The 15,240-nt window shown below is 69.9% G+C and carries 13 protein-coding genes and 1 riboswitch; of the genes, 5 read left to right on the top strand and 8 right to left on the bottom strand.

All coding sequences use genetic code 11. The features are described from left to right. Positions 1–6: 6 nt before the first annotated feature. The 7 genes from BW730_RS16720 to BW730_RS16690 form a co-directional block, all read right to left on the bottom strand. Positions 7–831, bottom strand: coding sequence for a carbohydrate ABC transporter permease (locus BW730_RS16720; RefSeq protein WP_077687259.1), 825 nt, complete (start codon positions 829–831; stop codon positions 7–9). Further along, on the bottom strand, positions 828–1,697 hold the full coding sequence (locus tag BW730_RS16715; RefSeq protein ID WP_158522715.1) for a carbohydrate ABC transporter permease: 870 nt from the start codon (positions 1,695–1,697) through the stop codon (positions 828–830). Before BW730_RS16715 ends, BW730_RS16720 begins: the two co-directional genes overlap by 4 nt. A gap of 45 nt (positions 1,698–1,742) precedes the next feature. Further along, complete coding sequence (locus BW730_RS16710; RefSeq protein ID WP_077687257.1) at positions 1,743–3,029, bottom strand: ABC transporter substrate-binding protein; 1,287 nt, start codon at positions 3,027–3,029, stop codon at positions 1,743–1,745. Between the two features lie 248 nt (positions 3,030–3,277). Then, positions 3,278–4,426 carry an ROK family transcriptional regulator gene (locus BW730_RS16705; protein WP_158522714.1) on the bottom strand — a complete coding sequence of 383 codons (1,149 nt, stop codon included), beginning with the start codon at positions 4,424–4,426 and terminating at the stop codon, positions 3,278–3,280. Between the two features lie 160 nt (positions 4,427–4,586). After that, positions 4,587–4,862, bottom strand: coding sequence for a DUF2277 domain-containing protein (locus tag BW730_RS16700; protein WP_077687255.1), 276 nt, complete (start codon positions 4,860–4,862; stop codon positions 4,587–4,589). A 43-nt stretch (positions 4,863–4,905) separates the two neighbouring features. Beyond that, a complete protein-coding gene (locus BW730_RS16695) occupies positions 4,906–5,622 on the bottom strand; it encodes an MgtC/SapB family protein (RefSeq protein WP_226996871.1) in 717 nt (238 codons plus the stop codon). 83 nt (positions 5,623–5,705) lie between these two features. Continuing rightward, positions 5,706–7,226, bottom strand: coding sequence for a beta-N-acetylhexosaminidase (locus BW730_RS16690; protein ID WP_077687254.1), 1,521 nt, complete (start codon positions 7,224–7,226; stop codon positions 5,706–5,708). Between the two features lie 166 nt (positions 7,227–7,392). After that, positions 7,393–7,487, top strand: a riboswitch (TPP riboswitch). On the opposite strand from BW730_RS16690, the gene thiM reads away from it, so the two are divergent. The 5 genes from thiM to BW730_RS16665 all read left to right on the top strand — a co-directional run bounded on the left by thiM (position 7,476) and on the right by BW730_RS16665 (position 13,124). Continuing rightward, positions 7,476–8,279 carry a hydroxyethylthiazole kinase gene (gene thiM / locus BW730_RS16685; RefSeq protein WP_077687253.1) on the top strand — a complete coding sequence of 268 codons (804 nt, stop codon included), beginning with the start codon at positions 7,476–7,478 and terminating at the stop codon, positions 8,277–8,279. Its footprint overlaps the riboswitch before it by 12 nt. Continuing rightward, positions 8,279–8,956, top strand: a complete 678-nt coding sequence (thiE, locus tag BW730_RS16680) for a thiamine phosphate synthase (RefSeq protein WP_077687252.1) — start codon at positions 8,279–8,281, stop codon at positions 8,954–8,956. The genes thiM and thiE overlap by 1 nt, the downstream gene beginning before the upstream one ends. After that, on the top strand, positions 8,953–9,807 hold the full coding sequence (gene thiD / locus BW730_RS16675; protein WP_077687251.1) for a bifunctional hydroxymethylpyrimidine kinase/phosphomethylpyrimidine kinase: 855 nt from the start codon (positions 8,953–8,955) through the stop codon (positions 9,805–9,807). The genes thiE and thiD overlap by 4 nt, the downstream gene beginning before the upstream one ends. Beyond that, entirely contained in the window at positions 9,804–10,490 is a 687-nt protein-coding gene (locus tag BW730_RS16670; RefSeq protein WP_077687250.1) for a TenA family protein, read from the top strand. Before thiD ends, BW730_RS16670 begins: the two co-directional genes overlap by 4 nt. 81 nt (positions 10,491–10,571) lie before the next feature. Further along, positions 10,572–13,124: a glycogen/starch/alpha-glucan phosphorylase gene (locus tag BW730_RS16665; RefSeq protein WP_077687249.1), complete on the top strand. Its 2,553-nt coding sequence runs from the start codon at positions 10,572–10,574 to the stop codon at positions 13,122–13,124. Between the two features lie 64 nt (positions 13,125–13,188). Here BW730_RS16665 and treS read toward each other — a convergent pair whose 3' ends face one another. Further along, positions 13,189–15,228, bottom strand: a complete 2,040-nt coding sequence (gene treS, locus BW730_RS16660; protein WP_237267971.1) for a maltose alpha-D-glucosyltransferase — start codon at positions 15,226–15,228, stop codon at positions 13,189–13,191. Positions 15,229–15,240 lie beyond the last annotated feature (12 nt).

The following is a 15,240-nucleotide window of genomic DNA, read 5'->3' as shown; positions in this document are numbered from 1 at the left end:
TGGGGGTCAGCCCTTTACTGACCCGGCGACCATGCCGGAGATGATGTAGCGCTGCGCGAACAGGTACACCACAAGCACCGGGATGATCGTGATGACGAGGTTGGCCGAGACGAGCGAGTAGTCGTAGGTGTAGAGGCTCTGGAAGTTGTAGACGGTCATCGGCATGGTCCACATCGACGACGACGAGGTGAGGAACAAGACGTTCTGGAACTCGTTCCATGCGTAGGTGAACAGCAGCACCAGCGCGGTGAAGGTGACCGGCTTCATCAGCGGGAAGATCACCCGGAAGAAGATCCGTAGCTGCCCGGCGCCGTCGATCATCGCCGCCTCGTCGAGGCTGGTGGGGATCTGCCGCACGAAGCTGGTGAAGATCAGCACCATGAACGGGATCTGGGTGGCGACGTCGGAGAGGATCAGGCCCGCGTGGGTGTTGTAGAGGCCGAACCACTGCAGCACCCGGATCGCGGGCACGAAGGAGAACGGGGCGATCATGCCAGCGAGCAGGAAGGCGTAGACGCCGCGGGTGACGATGCTGGTGCGCCTGGCGATCACGTACCCGGCCAAGGCGCAGATCGTGATGGTGACGGCCGTCACCCCCACCGTGATGATGGCGCTGTTGACGAGGCCGGTGGCCACCGACGGCTCCCGGATGACCGTCAGGTAGTTGTCGAACCGCCAGGCCGCCGGCAGCGCGAAGTCGAAGGACGCGGCCTCCGCCGAGGACTTGACCGAGTTGAGCAGGACGAGCGCCATCGGGACCAGGAAGATCGCCGCGACGGCCACCCCGACGATCAGCGTGACGATGTTCGAGGTGATGCGTTGACGCCTCACGACTGGTTCCCTTCGACCCGACGGGTCACCCGGCTGATGCCAAGGGCGATCACGGTGATGACGGCGAACTGCACGAAGCCGACCGCCGACGCGTATCCGAGGTTGGTGGTGCCGAGCGCCCGCGCGATGAACGTCGTCATCACCTCGGTCGACCTGCCCGGGCCCCCGCCTGTTGTTGCGTAGATGATCTCGAAGGACTTCAGGCCGGAGATCGTGGTCAGCAGGGCGGCCAGCCCCACCGTCGGCATGACGATCGGCAGCGACACCTGGGTCGCCTGCCGCCACCTGCTTGCGCCGTCGATCTTCGCCGACTCGATCAGCTCCTCGGGAACCCCCTGAAGCGCTGCGAGCACCAGCACGACGGTCCAGCCGACGCCCATCCAGATGTCGATGGCAGACACCGACCACAGGGCCAACTCGAAGCTCCCGAGCCAGTCCCGGGCGAGGACGCCGAGCCCGACGCCGCGCAGCACGTCGTTGAGGAGACCGTCGCCCGCCAGGATGAAGCGGAACACGATGCCGACGACGATCGTCGAGAACATGATCGGCATGTACACCAGCGCGCGCAGCGCGTTGCGGCCGACGAAGGCCCGGTTCAGGAAGAACGCGAGGACCACGCCGATCCCGGTCTTGCCGATCGTGGTGCTGGCCGCGTAGATGACCTGGTTGCCGAGCGCGCCGAGGAAGGCGGGCCCGTTCCTGATCAGCAGCCGGAAGTTGTCGAGGCCGATGAAGTCCTGCCGCGACGCCACCGTCGACGCGTTGGTGAAGCTCAGCCACATGCCGAGCAGGGCGGGCAGCACGAAGAACGCGCCGAAGATGGCCGTCGCCGGGGCGAGGAACCAGTAGGGGTACGCCCTCGCCATGGCCGGTCCCCTGGAGCGTCTCCGTGCTGCCCGCTCACTCATGGCTCAGAACCCCTCGCGGCCGGCGGTCGCGCCAGCGTTGGCCCATGCGGTGTCGACCTGCTGGACGAAGCCCGCGGCGTCGATGCGGCCGGCCAGGAGTTCCTGGTAGGCGGCGATCAGGTCGGCCTCGGGGGTCGGGAAGGTCGTCGCGGTGTCGAACGCAAGCCCGACGTGGCCGTCGGTGACGTAGGCGTTGATGTCGGCGATCACGGGCTCGTCGCCCTTGAGCGTGACGTCGGTGAAGGCGGGGACGCCGGGAGACAGTTCGAGGTTCTTCTCGACCTGCGCGGGCTCGCCGAGGAAGACGAGAAGGTCCTTCGCCTGCGCCGCGACCTTGCTCTTGGCGGCGATGTGCATCATCTGCGGGGTCGACAGCGCGATGGTGTTCTTGCCCGTCTCGGTCGGCAGCGCGAGGAAGCCGACGTTGGCGTCGGGGTTCTGCTTGCGGATCTCGCCGAGCACCCAGGAGCCGTTGATGATGGCGCCGGTCTCGCCGGTGGCGACGGCCTTGATGACGCCCTCGTAGCTGGCGGTCAGCGCGTCGTCGTTGAGAAGGCCGGACTTCGCCCATCCTTCCAGCGCCTCGTACTGCTGCGTGACGCCCGGGATGGCCGCCCAGGTGGTGGCGTTCGAGGCGAGCTTGGCCGCGACCTCAGGGTCGTCGCCGAGCAGGTTTGCGTTGACCGAGTTGCGGTGCTGCAGCAGCGTCCAGCCCTCGGCTCCGGACAGCGAAAGAGGGGCCTTGCCCGTCGCGTCGATCTTGGTGAGCGCGTCGGTCAGTTCGGCGAGCGTGGTGGGCAGTTGCGTGACGCCCGCCGCCTCGAAGACGTCCTTGTTGTAGAAGAGGCCGAACGAGCTCAGCGCGTCGGCGCCGGGGTAGGAGTAGATCTTGCCGTCGCCGGAGCGCATCGACTCGAGGACGCTCTCTGCCATCCGCGAGGCGAACAGGGACTCGTCCGCGGCGAGCATGATCGCGGCCTTGTCCTCGACGGAGTCCTGGCCTGCGAAGACGTCGATGCCCTCGCCGCCCTGGAGCCGGGCGCGGACGGTCGAGTCGTACTGCTCGTCGGGGATGGCCTGCAGTTCGACGGTGTTGCCGGTCTTGGCCTCCCACGCGTCGATGTTGGTGGTCAGCGCGCCGAGCTTGGTCCAACTGCTCGGCACGACGTACACGACGGTCGAGCCGGAGCCGTTCTCGGCGGGCGGGGTGTCGGAGCCGCAGGCGCTCAGCAGCAGGGCGCCGACGCTGGCGAGCCCGATGGCGGCGCGGAAGAATCGTCTGTGATTCATGGGGTTTCCTTTCCAGGGATTCTGGGGTGTTGTCCGGACGCGGGCGCGTTCGGGACACGGATGGACGGTGTCGTCCTCCGCTGGAGGTGGTGGGTGCGGCGAGGTGTTTCGCCGGTCGGGCGCGGAGCGCCGTGGCCGCCCCGGCTGTTCCGGGGGCCTTGAGAGAGGCGTCGCCTCTGCGGTGTCGCTAGGTCGGCTGAGCCGTCACCGGTTCGCTATCTGGTGTCCTTTCCCGAGATTCGAGTGCCTCACTGGGCGCGCCTGGCGTCCAGGAGCCGGAAGGCCGCGTGACCCTCGCCGAAGATGCGTGCCGACAGGTGCTCGAGCGCGACCATCGTGACGCCGAGCGCCGGGGCGGCGGCGCCGAGTCGCGCGCGTTCGATCCGGGTGCCCGCAGGGGTCAGGACCGCATGGGCCGTGGCTCGTTCCACCAGCGAGCAGACCAGTTCGCTCTCGACGGCCTCGCCGTAGAGCAGCAGAGTCTCGGGGTCGATGGCGACGACCAGGTGGGCCAGTTGCTCTCCCGCTGCGGCGGCGAACTGTTCCAGGAGGGCCAGTTCGGCGGGGTCGCCGTCCTCCGCTGCCGCGACGCTTGCCCGAAACTCCGGCATCGACGGCCAGCGCTCGCGGAAGTCGTCGCGGTGCGTCGAGCGGAGCCGGTACAGGTCGCCCGCCGCGCCGTGCCGTCCGCGCTGCAGGGCGCCGTCGGTCAGTATCCCTGAGGCCACCTGGTGCCAGACCAGCGCCAGCACCATGTCGGCGGGGGCGCCGCCGAGCCGGTTCTCCGCGAGGGCAGCGGCGTTCAGGTCGTTCTCGAGGGCGACGGGGACGCCGAAGACGCCCTCGAGCGCCTCGCGGACGTTGACGCCGTTCCACTCGGGGAAGACCATCGACAGCGTCATCAGCCCGTCGCCGTCCGGACGCCCGGGGATCGCGGCCCCGACAGCGCGGAGGTCGCCGAGTTCGCCGTTGCGGCCGAGCAGGTCGGCCACCTGGGCGCGGAGCCTCTCGAGGCGCCGCGCGATGGGGAGGGTGTGGTCCTCGGGGAAGTCTGCCCGGTCGACGACGGCGCCGTTGAGGTTGGCCACCACGATCCGGTTCGTGTGGCGCCCCAGGTCGACGCCGACGACCGCGCCGGAGTCGTCGCGCACCGCGTACCTGGAGGCCGGGCGACCGGTGCTCTGGCCGCGCTTCTGGAGGGGCGCCTCCTCGCGCACCAGGCCGAGCGCGATCAGGTCGGGGATCCGCTTCGAGACGGCAGGGCGGGAGAGGCCGACGGCCGCCGCGAGGTCGGCGACGGTGCTTGCGCCGGCGTCGCGGAGGTGCTCGAAGCAACGCGCGACGTTGTCCAGGCGCATGGCGCCGAGGAGTTCGGCGTGCGCCTTCTGGTCAGTCATCTCGTTCCTCCTCGACGGTGGGGCGGTCTGCACCCAAGTCAAGGCCATCGCCCTTGTATTTGTCAACTCTGTTTCGGAATTGAATTTTGTCAGTGCCCAGGGCGGCGGGAACGCGCGACTGCCCCGCGCCTTCCGGCGCGGGGCAGCCTGCTGCTGAGCCTCAGGAGGCGTCGGCGAAGCGCTTTGCTGAGCGCTCCTTCGCCTTGGCGGCCTCGACCTCCCTGTCCTTGGCCGGGGCGGTGGTGACCAGGTCCTCGAGCAGGTGGGCCGTGATGTGGGCGATCTCCTCGACGGCGCGGTTGAAGACCTCCTCGTTGGCCTTGCTCGGCTTGGTGGCACCCGCCACCTTGCGGACATATTGCAGCGCCGCGGCGCGCACCTCGTCTGAGGTGGCGGGCGGCTCGAAGTTGTTCAACGGACGAATGTTGCGGCACATGCCGCCAAGCCTACGCAGCGATCCGGCCCAGTCCAGGGCTTCGCTAGAGCTCGTCGGGATCGGGGCGACCCTGTTCGACGCCCACCACGTCCGGTAGGTCCATCAGTTGCGCCATCACGTCACGCAACTGCGGGCCGCCCTGGAAGCGCATCTCGGCGAGGATCACGGTGGCGCCCTCCTCGTCGTGCTTCTGCTTGGTGTTGAGCAGCGTGGTGCGGCATCCCATCGCGGTGGCCTCCTCCAGGATGGTGCGCAACGCGCCGCGCCCGTCGGTGTAGGTCACCACCACCGAGGCGCGGTCGCCCTTCTGCGGCAGCAGCCGGGCAAGGGGCGGGATGGCGAGCGCCGCGATGAAGTGCAGGACGGTGGCGAGCACCGCGAGGGGGATCAGTCCGGAGCCGCAGGCCATGCCGATCGCCGCCGCGAGCCAGATCGACGCCGCCGTCGTCAGGCCGCGCACCACGTCACGGTTGACGAAGATCAGGCCGGCGCCCAGGAAGCCGATGCCGCTGACGATCTGGGCCGCGATGCGCGACGGGTCGCGCGTCACGTGGTACTCGGCGAGGTACACGAACCCCTCCACCGAGATCAGCGTGAAGACGCAGCTTCCCAGGCCGACGAGGGCATGCGTCTTGATGCCCGCCGACTTGTGCTGGAACTGCCGCTCCATCCCGATGATGGCGCACAGCACGAACGCCAGCGAGGCGAGCAGCACCTGGACCGGAACCTGGTTCCAGTCGAAGAGCCCACCGTCGCCCACCTATGCCTCCTGTGTCCCCGCGAGCCTGATCGGCTCGCTCGCGATCGAATTGGACCAACTAAACCACGCGCGCGCCCGGCGCGTCACCGCGGGTCCTCGCGCGGCGGACGGCACCAGTTCACCTCCGCGGCGGTCAGCCTGTCGAGGTGGCGCCCCAGGCCTGCGACGCTGCCCGTCCCAGCCGGGTCGCCCGCCCACAACTGCTGCGCGACCGACGCGCCGCGCGGCCACAGGTTGTACTCGGCGCGGGCCCAGGTGGGGATGTACTCGGTCCACAACTGGAACTGCCCGCCGAGCAGGGTGCCGGGGCCCTCGACCTCGCGTAGCACCTGGGTCAGTTCCGCGACGCGCGCCTGGCCGGTGGGGCCGTTGATGGCGAGCGGTTGCTCGGGGCCCTCGTACTGGCTGTAGTCGAAGTAGGTGAACTCCACGGGGGCGGCGATCACATCGTGCCCCGCCGCGGACGCGCGGGCGACGGCCTCGCGGTTGCGCCAGGCCATCACCACGGTGCCGTCGGGGGCGCCGCCGTCGAGGACCTCGTCCCAGGCGATCACCGTGCGGCCTGCCGAGGTGACGTGTTCGCACATCTCGCGCTCGAACCAGGCCTGGGCGGAGGCCGCATCGGTCGCGCCGATCCGGGCCATGGTCTCGACCGAGGCCGGGTCCGCGAACCACTCGCTGCCGGGGCATTCGTCGCCGCCGATGTGGATGGGCGAGCCGGGGAACAGGTCCATGGCCGCGTCGAGGGCGTCCCTGCAGAACTGCAGCGAGGCCTCGTCGAGGCGCAGCACGTGCTCCGAGATGGCGAACGAGGTGCGCGGGTGCTGCACGTGGTCGCAGGCGCCGAACTCGGGGTAGGCGGCCACCACGGCCTCCATGTGCCCCGGCATGTCGATCTCGGGGACCACCATGATGCCGAGCCGGTCGGCTGCCGCGACGAGGCGCCGCAGGTCGTCCTCTGTGTAGGACCCGCCGTGCGGGCGACCGTCGTGCTCGAGGATGTCGCCGGGCAGCGTGTGGTGGCCGGCGAGGGTGCCAGGCCGCCACGCCGCGACCTCTGCGAGCCTCGGGTACTTGGCGACGGGCAGCCGCCAGCCCTGGTCGTCGGTCAGGTGCAGATGCAGCACGTTGAGCTTGTGCATGGCCATCACGTCGAGGTGGCGCAGCAGCGCCTCGACCGGGAAGAAGTGCCGCACCACGTCGATGTGCGAGCCGCGCCAACCGTAGGTGGGGGCGTCGAGGATCTCGACGTGCGGCACGCGCAGGTCGCCCGGCTGCATCGGGCCGGGGCCGTGCACCTGGACGGGGAGCAGTTGCAGCAGCGTCTGCACCGCCCAGCCCGCTCCCCGGTCGTCGGATGAGGCGATCCGGACGCCCTCGCCGTCGACGGTGAGACGGTAGGCCTCTGCGCCGAGCGTCTCGTCGCGGATGAACTCGACGCCTGGGCCCTCGCCGTCAGCGTCGATCCCCAGGCCCGCCGCGATGTTCAGGCGCTCCGAGAGCACCTGCGCCGCTGGCCCGCCTCCCCTGACCGGGAGCGGGTTGGGAAGCGGGAACTCGCCGTCGTTCCAGTCCACCTGGGTCGGGGTCGGCAACAGCCTCATCGCTACTTCCTCACGTTCTCGGGCGCCTCGTCGACCGGCACGCCGACGAAACTCCCAGCCTACGCAGTCGCCGTGACGGGCGCCTTCACTGCCATGGCACGGGCCGAAATGGACGCTCCGGATGAGCACATCGCCGCGGCCGCGCGCGGGCACCGCCCTGCTACGCTGGACGGCGCCGGGGTGCCCTACTGGAGGGCTGAGATCACACCCGCAATACCTGATCTAGGTCGTGCTAGCGAAGGGAGCCCTGTGAACCAGGTCACCGCCGTCCTCAACGAAGTCCGCGCCAGCAGCCCGCTGGTCCACTGCATCACCAACACCGTCGTCCCGGAGATCACCGCGAACGTGCTGCTCGCCGTCGGCGCCGCACCCGCGATGATCGACCTGCCGGAGGAGGCCGAGATCTTCGCCGGGGTCGCGTCCGCGCTGCTCATCAACCTCGGCAACGGCTCGAGCGAGCAGCACCGGGCAATGCCGCTGGCCGCCGCCTCCGCCGTCGCGCACGACCGGCCGTGGGTGCTCGACCCCGTCGCCGTCGGGGCGCTGCCCGTCCGGACGAGACTGGCGCGTGAACTCCTCGAACAGACGCCGGCCGCGGTGCGCGGCAACCCCTCGGAGATCCTCGGCCTCGCGGGAGAGTCGGCAGGCGGCCGCGGCGTCGACTCCACCGACGCCGTCGAGGACGCGCTCGCCACCGCCCGCGGCCTCGCGTCCCGCGTCGGCACCGTGGTCGCCGTCTCCGGCCCCGTCGACCTGATCGTCTCCGCGGATCGCACCACCCGCGTCACCGGCGGCAGCGACCTGATGCCGCTGGTGATCGGCACCGGTTGCTCGCTCGGTGCGACCGTCGCGGCCTGCCTCGGCGCGGCCCTCCCCGCCGGGCTGGGCCGCCACGACGCCGTGGTCGCGGCGCACGCGCTGTTCGCGGCGGCGGGCACCGTCGCGGCCCGCCAGGCGAGCGCGCCTGGGTCGTTCCGGACGGCGTGGATCGACGCGCTGTACCGGCTGACGCCCGACGAGGTGGTCGGCCTCGTCACGATCAGGGACGCCTGATGAGGGCCCGCGACGGCGTCGCACGGGCCGTCGACTGGCGCCTCTACTACGTCACGGACACCGCCCTGAGCGGCGGCCCAGACAGGGTCGCCCCGATCGTCGAGCAGGCCGTGCTCGGCGGCGCCGGGGTCGTCCAGGTGCGCGACAAGCACCTCGACGACGACGCGTTCGCCGAGTTGACGCGCTCCGTCATGCTCGCCGTCGAGCGCGCCTTCGACGCCACCGGACGGCGGGCGGCCATCTTCGTCAACGACCGGCTGAGCGTCGCAGAGCGGTTCGGGCTGCACCTCCACCAGGGCCAGTCCGACGGCGACATCCGGGCCACCCGCGACCTGCTCGGCGAGGACTCCCTGATCGGGCTGTCGATCTCGACCGTCACCCAACTGCTCACCGAACTGGCCGACCCGACCGCGGACGTGCTCGGCCTGTCCCCCATCTGGGCGACCCCCACCAAGACCGACACCGACGCCGCCCTCGGCCTCGACGGCGCCCGCGGCCTGATCGCGCTCAACGGCGGCCACTGCCCCACCGTCGGGATCGGCGGCATCAACGCATCAAACGCCCGCGACGTGATCGACACGGGCGTCGACGGCATCTGCGTCGTCTCCGCCATCGCGACAGCGCCCGACCCCCGGGCCGCCGCCGCGGAACTACTGTCCATCTGGAGCACCCGATGAATCCCCGAATCGTCTTGTCCATCGCCGGATCCGACCCGAGCGGCGGGGCGGGCATCCAGGCCGACCTCAAGACCTTCGCCGCGCTCGGCGTCTACGGCACCGCGGCCCTTGCCGGCCTGACGGTGCAGAACACGCAGGGCGTGCGCGCCGCGTTCCCCGTCGACCCGTCGCTCGTCTGCGAACAGGTCGAGGCCGTCATCGACGACCTCCCGGTCGCCGCGACAAAGCTCGGGATGCTCTCCAACGCCGAGGTCGTCAAGGCCGTCGCCTCACTGATCGAGGAACGCCGCGCCGACTTCGGCGTCGTGGTGCTCGACCCTGTGATGGTCGCCACCTCCGGCGACAAACTGCTGCAGGACGAGGCGATCCACACCATGCGCACCCGACTGCTCCCGCTCGCCGACGTGATCACCCCCAACCTGCCGGAGGCGGGGGTGCTGCTCGACGTGGCCCCAGCCGTCGACACCGACGCTCAGACGGCGCAGGCGCTCGCACTGCGCGACCTCGGGGCCCGCGCCGTCCTCGTCAAGGGCGGCCACCTCGACGCGGACGAACTGACAGACGTGTACGCCAACGCCGAGGGCCTGGCGCTGCTCAGCGGCCCGCGGATCCGCACCCGCAACACGCACGGCACCGGATGCACGCTCAGCTCGGCGATCGCCGCCCAGGCAGCGCTGAACGGCGAGACCATCGCCTCCGGCGTCTCGCTCGCCACCATCGAGCAGGCCCGCGACTACCTGCAGCGCGCCATCCAGGCGGGCGCCGACTGGACTCTGAGCCGCACCCCCGGAACCGGCCACGGACCCGTCGACCACCTGGTCGGCCCGCACGACAGGGGGGTCGCGCTGTGACCTGGACCACGAGGGCCTTCAGCTCACGGGTGTGGGACGAGACCGTGGGCCTGCGCCGCGAGATCGACGCGCTTCCCCTGCTCACCGAACTCGCAGACGGGACGCTTGAGCCGCGCCGATTCGCCGAGTACCTCGCGCAGGACGACTTCTACCTGCGGGGCTACGCGCGGGCCCTTGCGCTGCTCGCCAGCAGGGCGCCCACCGCGGAGTCGGCGGCCTTCTGGGCGGCCGGGGCCAGCGGCGCGGTCGCCGCCGAGGTGGAGATGCACGCCGCCCTGCTCGGCGACGACCGGCTAGCCGGCCTCCCCCGCCCCGCGGCGGCGTCGCCGACGACCCGCGCGTACGTCTCGATGCTGCAGGCAAGCGTCGCCTACGAGTCATATGCCGTCGGGGTCGCCGCGGTGCTGCCCTGCTACTGGGTCTACGCCGACGTCGGCCAGCGCCTCGCCGCGACCGGCGCGCTTGTCGAAGGCCACCCCTACCGCGCCTGGGTCGCCGCCTACGACGACCCGGTCTTCCGGGAGTCGGCCGTCACCGCCATCACCCTGATGGACGAGGCGGCGGAGGCTGCAGACGATGCGACACGCGCGGCGATGGCGGAGGCATTCGCCGCAGCCACCTGGTACGAGGGTCGGTTCTGGGCGCGCTCCTACGAGCTGGAGGCCTGGCCAACCATCGATTGACCCGCGCGACGGCGCGCCGGAGAGCACCGCTATCCGGGGTCGGTGTGGACCAAATTAGATCGTGCCAATTACCCTGGGACCATGCCTGAGATTGAGCAGACCGAGAACACGCTCTCGGTTGATGAAAATACCGGCGCGCGCGCCTACGGAACGACCTCGACGCCGACCCACCCGTTGGCGACCGCACCGGTCGGGATGCCATCGCACTCCGTCGACGGATTCGTGCGTGAGTTCCTCCACGAACTGAACACGAACCAGGGCGTGATGCTGTCGCGCTCCAGCGCCAATGACCAGTACCTCGCACTCGCCAGCACGGTGAAGAACTACCTGATGGCGCGTTGGCTCGAGACGGGCCGCAAGACCCGCGATGCCAAGACCAAGACCGTCGGCTACCTGTCCGCCGAGTACCTGCTCGGCCGCCAGTTGGACAACGCGCTGCTCGCCACCGACCTGAACGAGATCGCGACGAAGGGCCTCGCCCTGTGCGGCCTCGACCTCGCGACGCTGCGCGAGCAGGAGGTCGAGCCCGGCCTCGGCAACGGTGGCCTCGGTCGCCTCGCCGCCTGCTTCATCGACTCGCTCGCCACCATGGACGTGCCGTGCATCGGCTACGGCATCCGCTACGAGTACGGCATCTTCCGGCAGACCTTCGTCGAGGGCCGCCAGGTCGAGCAGCCCGACACGTGGCTCGCGCTCGGCGCCCCGTGGGAGTTCCCGCACCCCGAGGCCTCCGTGCAGGTGAACTTCGGCGGCCACACCGAGAAGTACGTCGGCGCGGACGGCCGCGAGCGGACCCGCTGGGTGCCCGCATGGAACGTCCTCGGCGTCCCCTACAACTACATGGTCCCCGGCTACCTCAACGGCCGCGTCAACACGCTGCGCCTGTGGTCAGCCCAGGCGACCAAGGCGTTCGACCTGCAGATCTTCAACTCGGGCGACTACGCGCAGGCCGTGCGCGCCCAGACCTTCGCCGAGAACATCTCGAAGGTGCTGTACCCCGAGGACTCGACGCCCCAGGGCAAGGAACTGCGCCTGCAGCAGCAGTACTTCTTCGTGGCGTGCTCGCTGCGCGACTTCATCGACCAGGAACTCGAAGAGGACTTCGACCTGCACAACCTGGCCGACCGGATCACCTACCAGCTCAACGACACGCACCCCGTCATCGCGGTGCCCGAGCTGATGCGCCTCCTGATCGACGAGCACGACTTCTCGTGGGACGAGGCGTGGGAGGTCACCTCCAAGTGCTTCGACTACACCTGTCACACCCTCCTGCCGGAGGCGCTCGAGGTGTGGCCGACCGAGCTGCTCGGCCGCCTGCTGCCGCGCCACATGGAGATCATCTACCAGATCAACGAGCAGTTCCTCGCCGAGGTGCGCGAGGCGTTCCCCGGTGACGAGATCCGCGCCCGCCGGATGTCGATGATCGCCGAGTTCCCCGAGCGCGGCGTGCGGATGGCCTACCTGTCCACCGTCGCCTCGAGCAAGGTCAACGGCGTCGCCGAACTGCATTCGCAGTTGCTGCGCGACAAGGTGCTGCCCGACTTCTCCGAGATGTGGCCCGAGAAGTTCACGAACGTGACCAACGGCGTGACGCCGCGACGCTTCGTGAAGCTCTCGAACCCGAAGCTCTCGAACCTGATCACCGACGCGATCGGCCCCGGCTGGGTCACCGACCTCGAGCGCCTCAAGGAGCTCGAGCCCTACGCGGACGTGCCGGAGTTCAAGGTGGCGTTCCGCGAGGTCAAGGCGGCCAACAAGGCGCGCCTCACCGCCCTGCTGAAGCAGCGCGACGGCATCGACCTTCCCGACGGGCACCTGCTCGACGTGATGGTCAAGCGCCTGCACGAGTACAAGCGCCAGTCGCTGAAGCTGCTGCACATCGTCTCGCTGTACGAGCAGGTGCTCTCCGGCAAGATCGCCGCGGCCGACGTCACGCCGCGGACCGTCGTGTTCGGCGCGAAGGCCGCCCCCGGCTACAAGATGGCCAAGGACACCATTCACCTGATCAACATGGTGGCGGCCAAGGTCAACTCCGCCCCCGAGATCGAGGGGCGCCTGAAGATCGCCTTCCCGGCGAACTACAACGTCACCCTCGCGGAGAAGCTGATCCCGGCCGCCGACCTGTCGGAGCAGATCTCGCTCGCGGGCATGGAGGCCTCCGGCACCGGCAACATGAAGTTCGCCCTCAACGGCGCGCTCACCATCGGCACGGACGACGGCGCCAACGTCGAGATCCGCCGCCTGGTGGGCGACAAGCACTTCTTCCTGTTCGGCATGAACGAGCCGCAGGTCGCCGAGCTCGGCGCGAAGGGTTACAACCCGGGCGACTACTACGAGTCGAACCAGCAGTTGAAGGCGACCCTCGACCTGATCCTGTCGGGGCACTTCTCCGACGGCGATCCGCACCTGTTCGACGCGGTCGTCTACAACCTGCTCAACCAGGACCGCTTCATGGCGCTTGCCGACTTCGACTCCTACGTCGAGGCCCAGGGCAAGGTCGAGGAGCGCTACGCCGACGAGGAGGCGTGGACCCGTTCCGCGATCCTCAACGTCGCGCGGAGCGGCTACTTCAGCTCGGACCGCTCGATGCGCGACTACCTGCAGCGCATCTGGCACACCTCGCCGATGATCTGATCCGAACCGGACCGCGAACGGGCCGCCACCTCAGTGAGGTGGCGGCCCGTTCTGCGTGTCCCGCTCAGTGCTTCAGGATCAGCGCCTGGAAGCCGAACGGTGCGACCGTCACGTCGAAGGTGCCCTGGTCGTCGTCACTGTGGCGACCACGGGGACGCACGACGGCGACCTCCTCCGAGGTGCCGAGATCGACGACGCCCGCCCCGACCGGCAGGTGGGCCGAACTGATCGCCGTGCTCGCCTCGCGCTGCGAGAAGTTGAACACGCTGACCTGCACCGCGCCGATGGCGAGCCTGTTGATGAGCACCAGGATCCCGGTGTCGTCGGGCTCCGGGATCTCCAGCAGCGTTCCTGTCGCGATGCCGTGCGCGTCGCGCAGGTGCAGCATCGAGCCGAGCCTGCTTGCGAAGGAGTCCGGGTCGTCCAACTGTTCAGACAGCGGCCCGTACAGCGTCCGCGCCCGGGGAAGGCCCGAGGCCGAGCGGTTGGCCTCCGGGTTGTGGCCCATCAGGTCGAACGCGCCCCGCTCGATCCACCGGGTGTCGCCGGTGGAGACGAGGTCGGCGACGTCGTCCCTGTCGACGGGCAGCGCCCCGACGAGGTCCCAGCCGGACAGCGCGAACACGCCGGGCTGCAGCGCGTTGTATGCGGCGAGCAGCAGGTGCGCGTCGCGGATCCGCTCGACGTCGGCGTCCGTGATGGTGGTCAGGTCGCTGATGCCGAGGCTCGCGGTGATCACCGAGGCCGTGGTCGAGGCGATGCCGTTCTGGGTGAAGACGGCGTTGTACGGCGCGGCGGGGCCGGTGATGTGGCGGCGCAGGTCGTCGCGGATCTTCTCCGCCAGGTCGGCCCCCGTGTACTCGACGCCGCCCAGCAGGTAGGTGTCGGCGCGGTGCGTGGTGCCGAAGTGGACCAGTTCGTAGGTCAGCTCGTCGTGGTTCTGCAGCGCGTGCACCAGCGAGGCCTGGTCGATGCCGATCTCGCGCCCCTCCCGCAGCGTCAGCCGCAGGAACTCCGCGTCGCCCATCACCAGGGCGTGCTGGTAGGCGGGGCGGGTCACGAAGTCGTAGGAGAGGTCGGGCCCCGCGGCCGAGGTCGCCCGGATCGCGTCCATCGACAGGTTCAGTTCCTGGAACGTGAAGCCGCCGACCTTGCGCACCATGGAGCCGATCAACTGGTTCGCGGCCACCGACAGGGGGTGCCCCTCGGACCAGGCGACGCCACCCTCGTCGTCCTCGCTCGCGCGCTCCACACCGAGGAAGCCGTTGGCGTCGAGCCGCAGGCCGCCCGCGCCCAGGTCGGTGAGCGCGTGCAGCGCGTCGCCCATCACCAGGCGCATGCCTGCGAAGGTCGGGTCGAGCCAGTTGATGGAGGGCTGGCCGTCCTTGAAGTAGTGCAGGTAGACCCAGCGGTGCGGCTCGCCGTCGGTGTCGAGCACCTCGCCCGTCGCCGACCAGTTGGTCTCCTTGACGCCAGGCTCGTAGAAGATCACCCGCTGCAGTTCGCCGATGATGAAGCCCTCGTCCTTGAGCCTGCGCTCGTCCTCCGCGCTCAGGTTGGCCGAGTCCTTGCCCGGGGGCACGTCCGGGAGCAGGTGCCAGGCCTCCCGCGGGATGTCGACCATGTGGTAGATGCCGGGGTAGTCGCGGTAGTTCATCTCCGCGAGCCGGAAGTCGGCCCCCTTGCCCGTGTGGGCGGGCACCAGGTCGTCGATGATGGTGGCGCCGCGGGCCGCCGCCGCGCCCTGCATGGTGCGGTAGTCGTCCTCGCTGCCGAAGGTCGGGTCGATCGTCATGGAGATGCGGTCGAAGTGCCCGTCGATCGACGGGGTGCGCGTCCACCCGGACACGCCGCCCGCGAGCTTGACGGGGCCGGTGTGGATCGCCCGGATGCCGATCCGCGCGAACGCGTCCCACAGGTCGTCGCCGCCGAGCGCCGCGAGGAACGTCTCCCCCTCGCCCGTGATCTGCGACAGGGGGTAGGCGGTGAACCAGACCGACGCGGTGTCGACGGCGCCGCGGGGGTGCGGGCTCGCGTAGGCGCGGCCCCACATCTCGGGCTGGCCGGACAACTGCCGGGCGAGCGTCTTGGCGTCTCCGAGCATCGAGTGGTTGAC

The sequence above is a fragment of the Tessaracoccus aquimaris genome (assembly GCF_001997345.1).
GTDB lineage: Bacteria > Actinomycetota > Actinomycetes > Propionibacteriales > Propionibacteriaceae > Arachnia > Arachnia aquimaris.
Note: the sequence above shows the minus strand (reverse complement) of the source record. Positions and strands in the feature narration are given on the sequence as shown.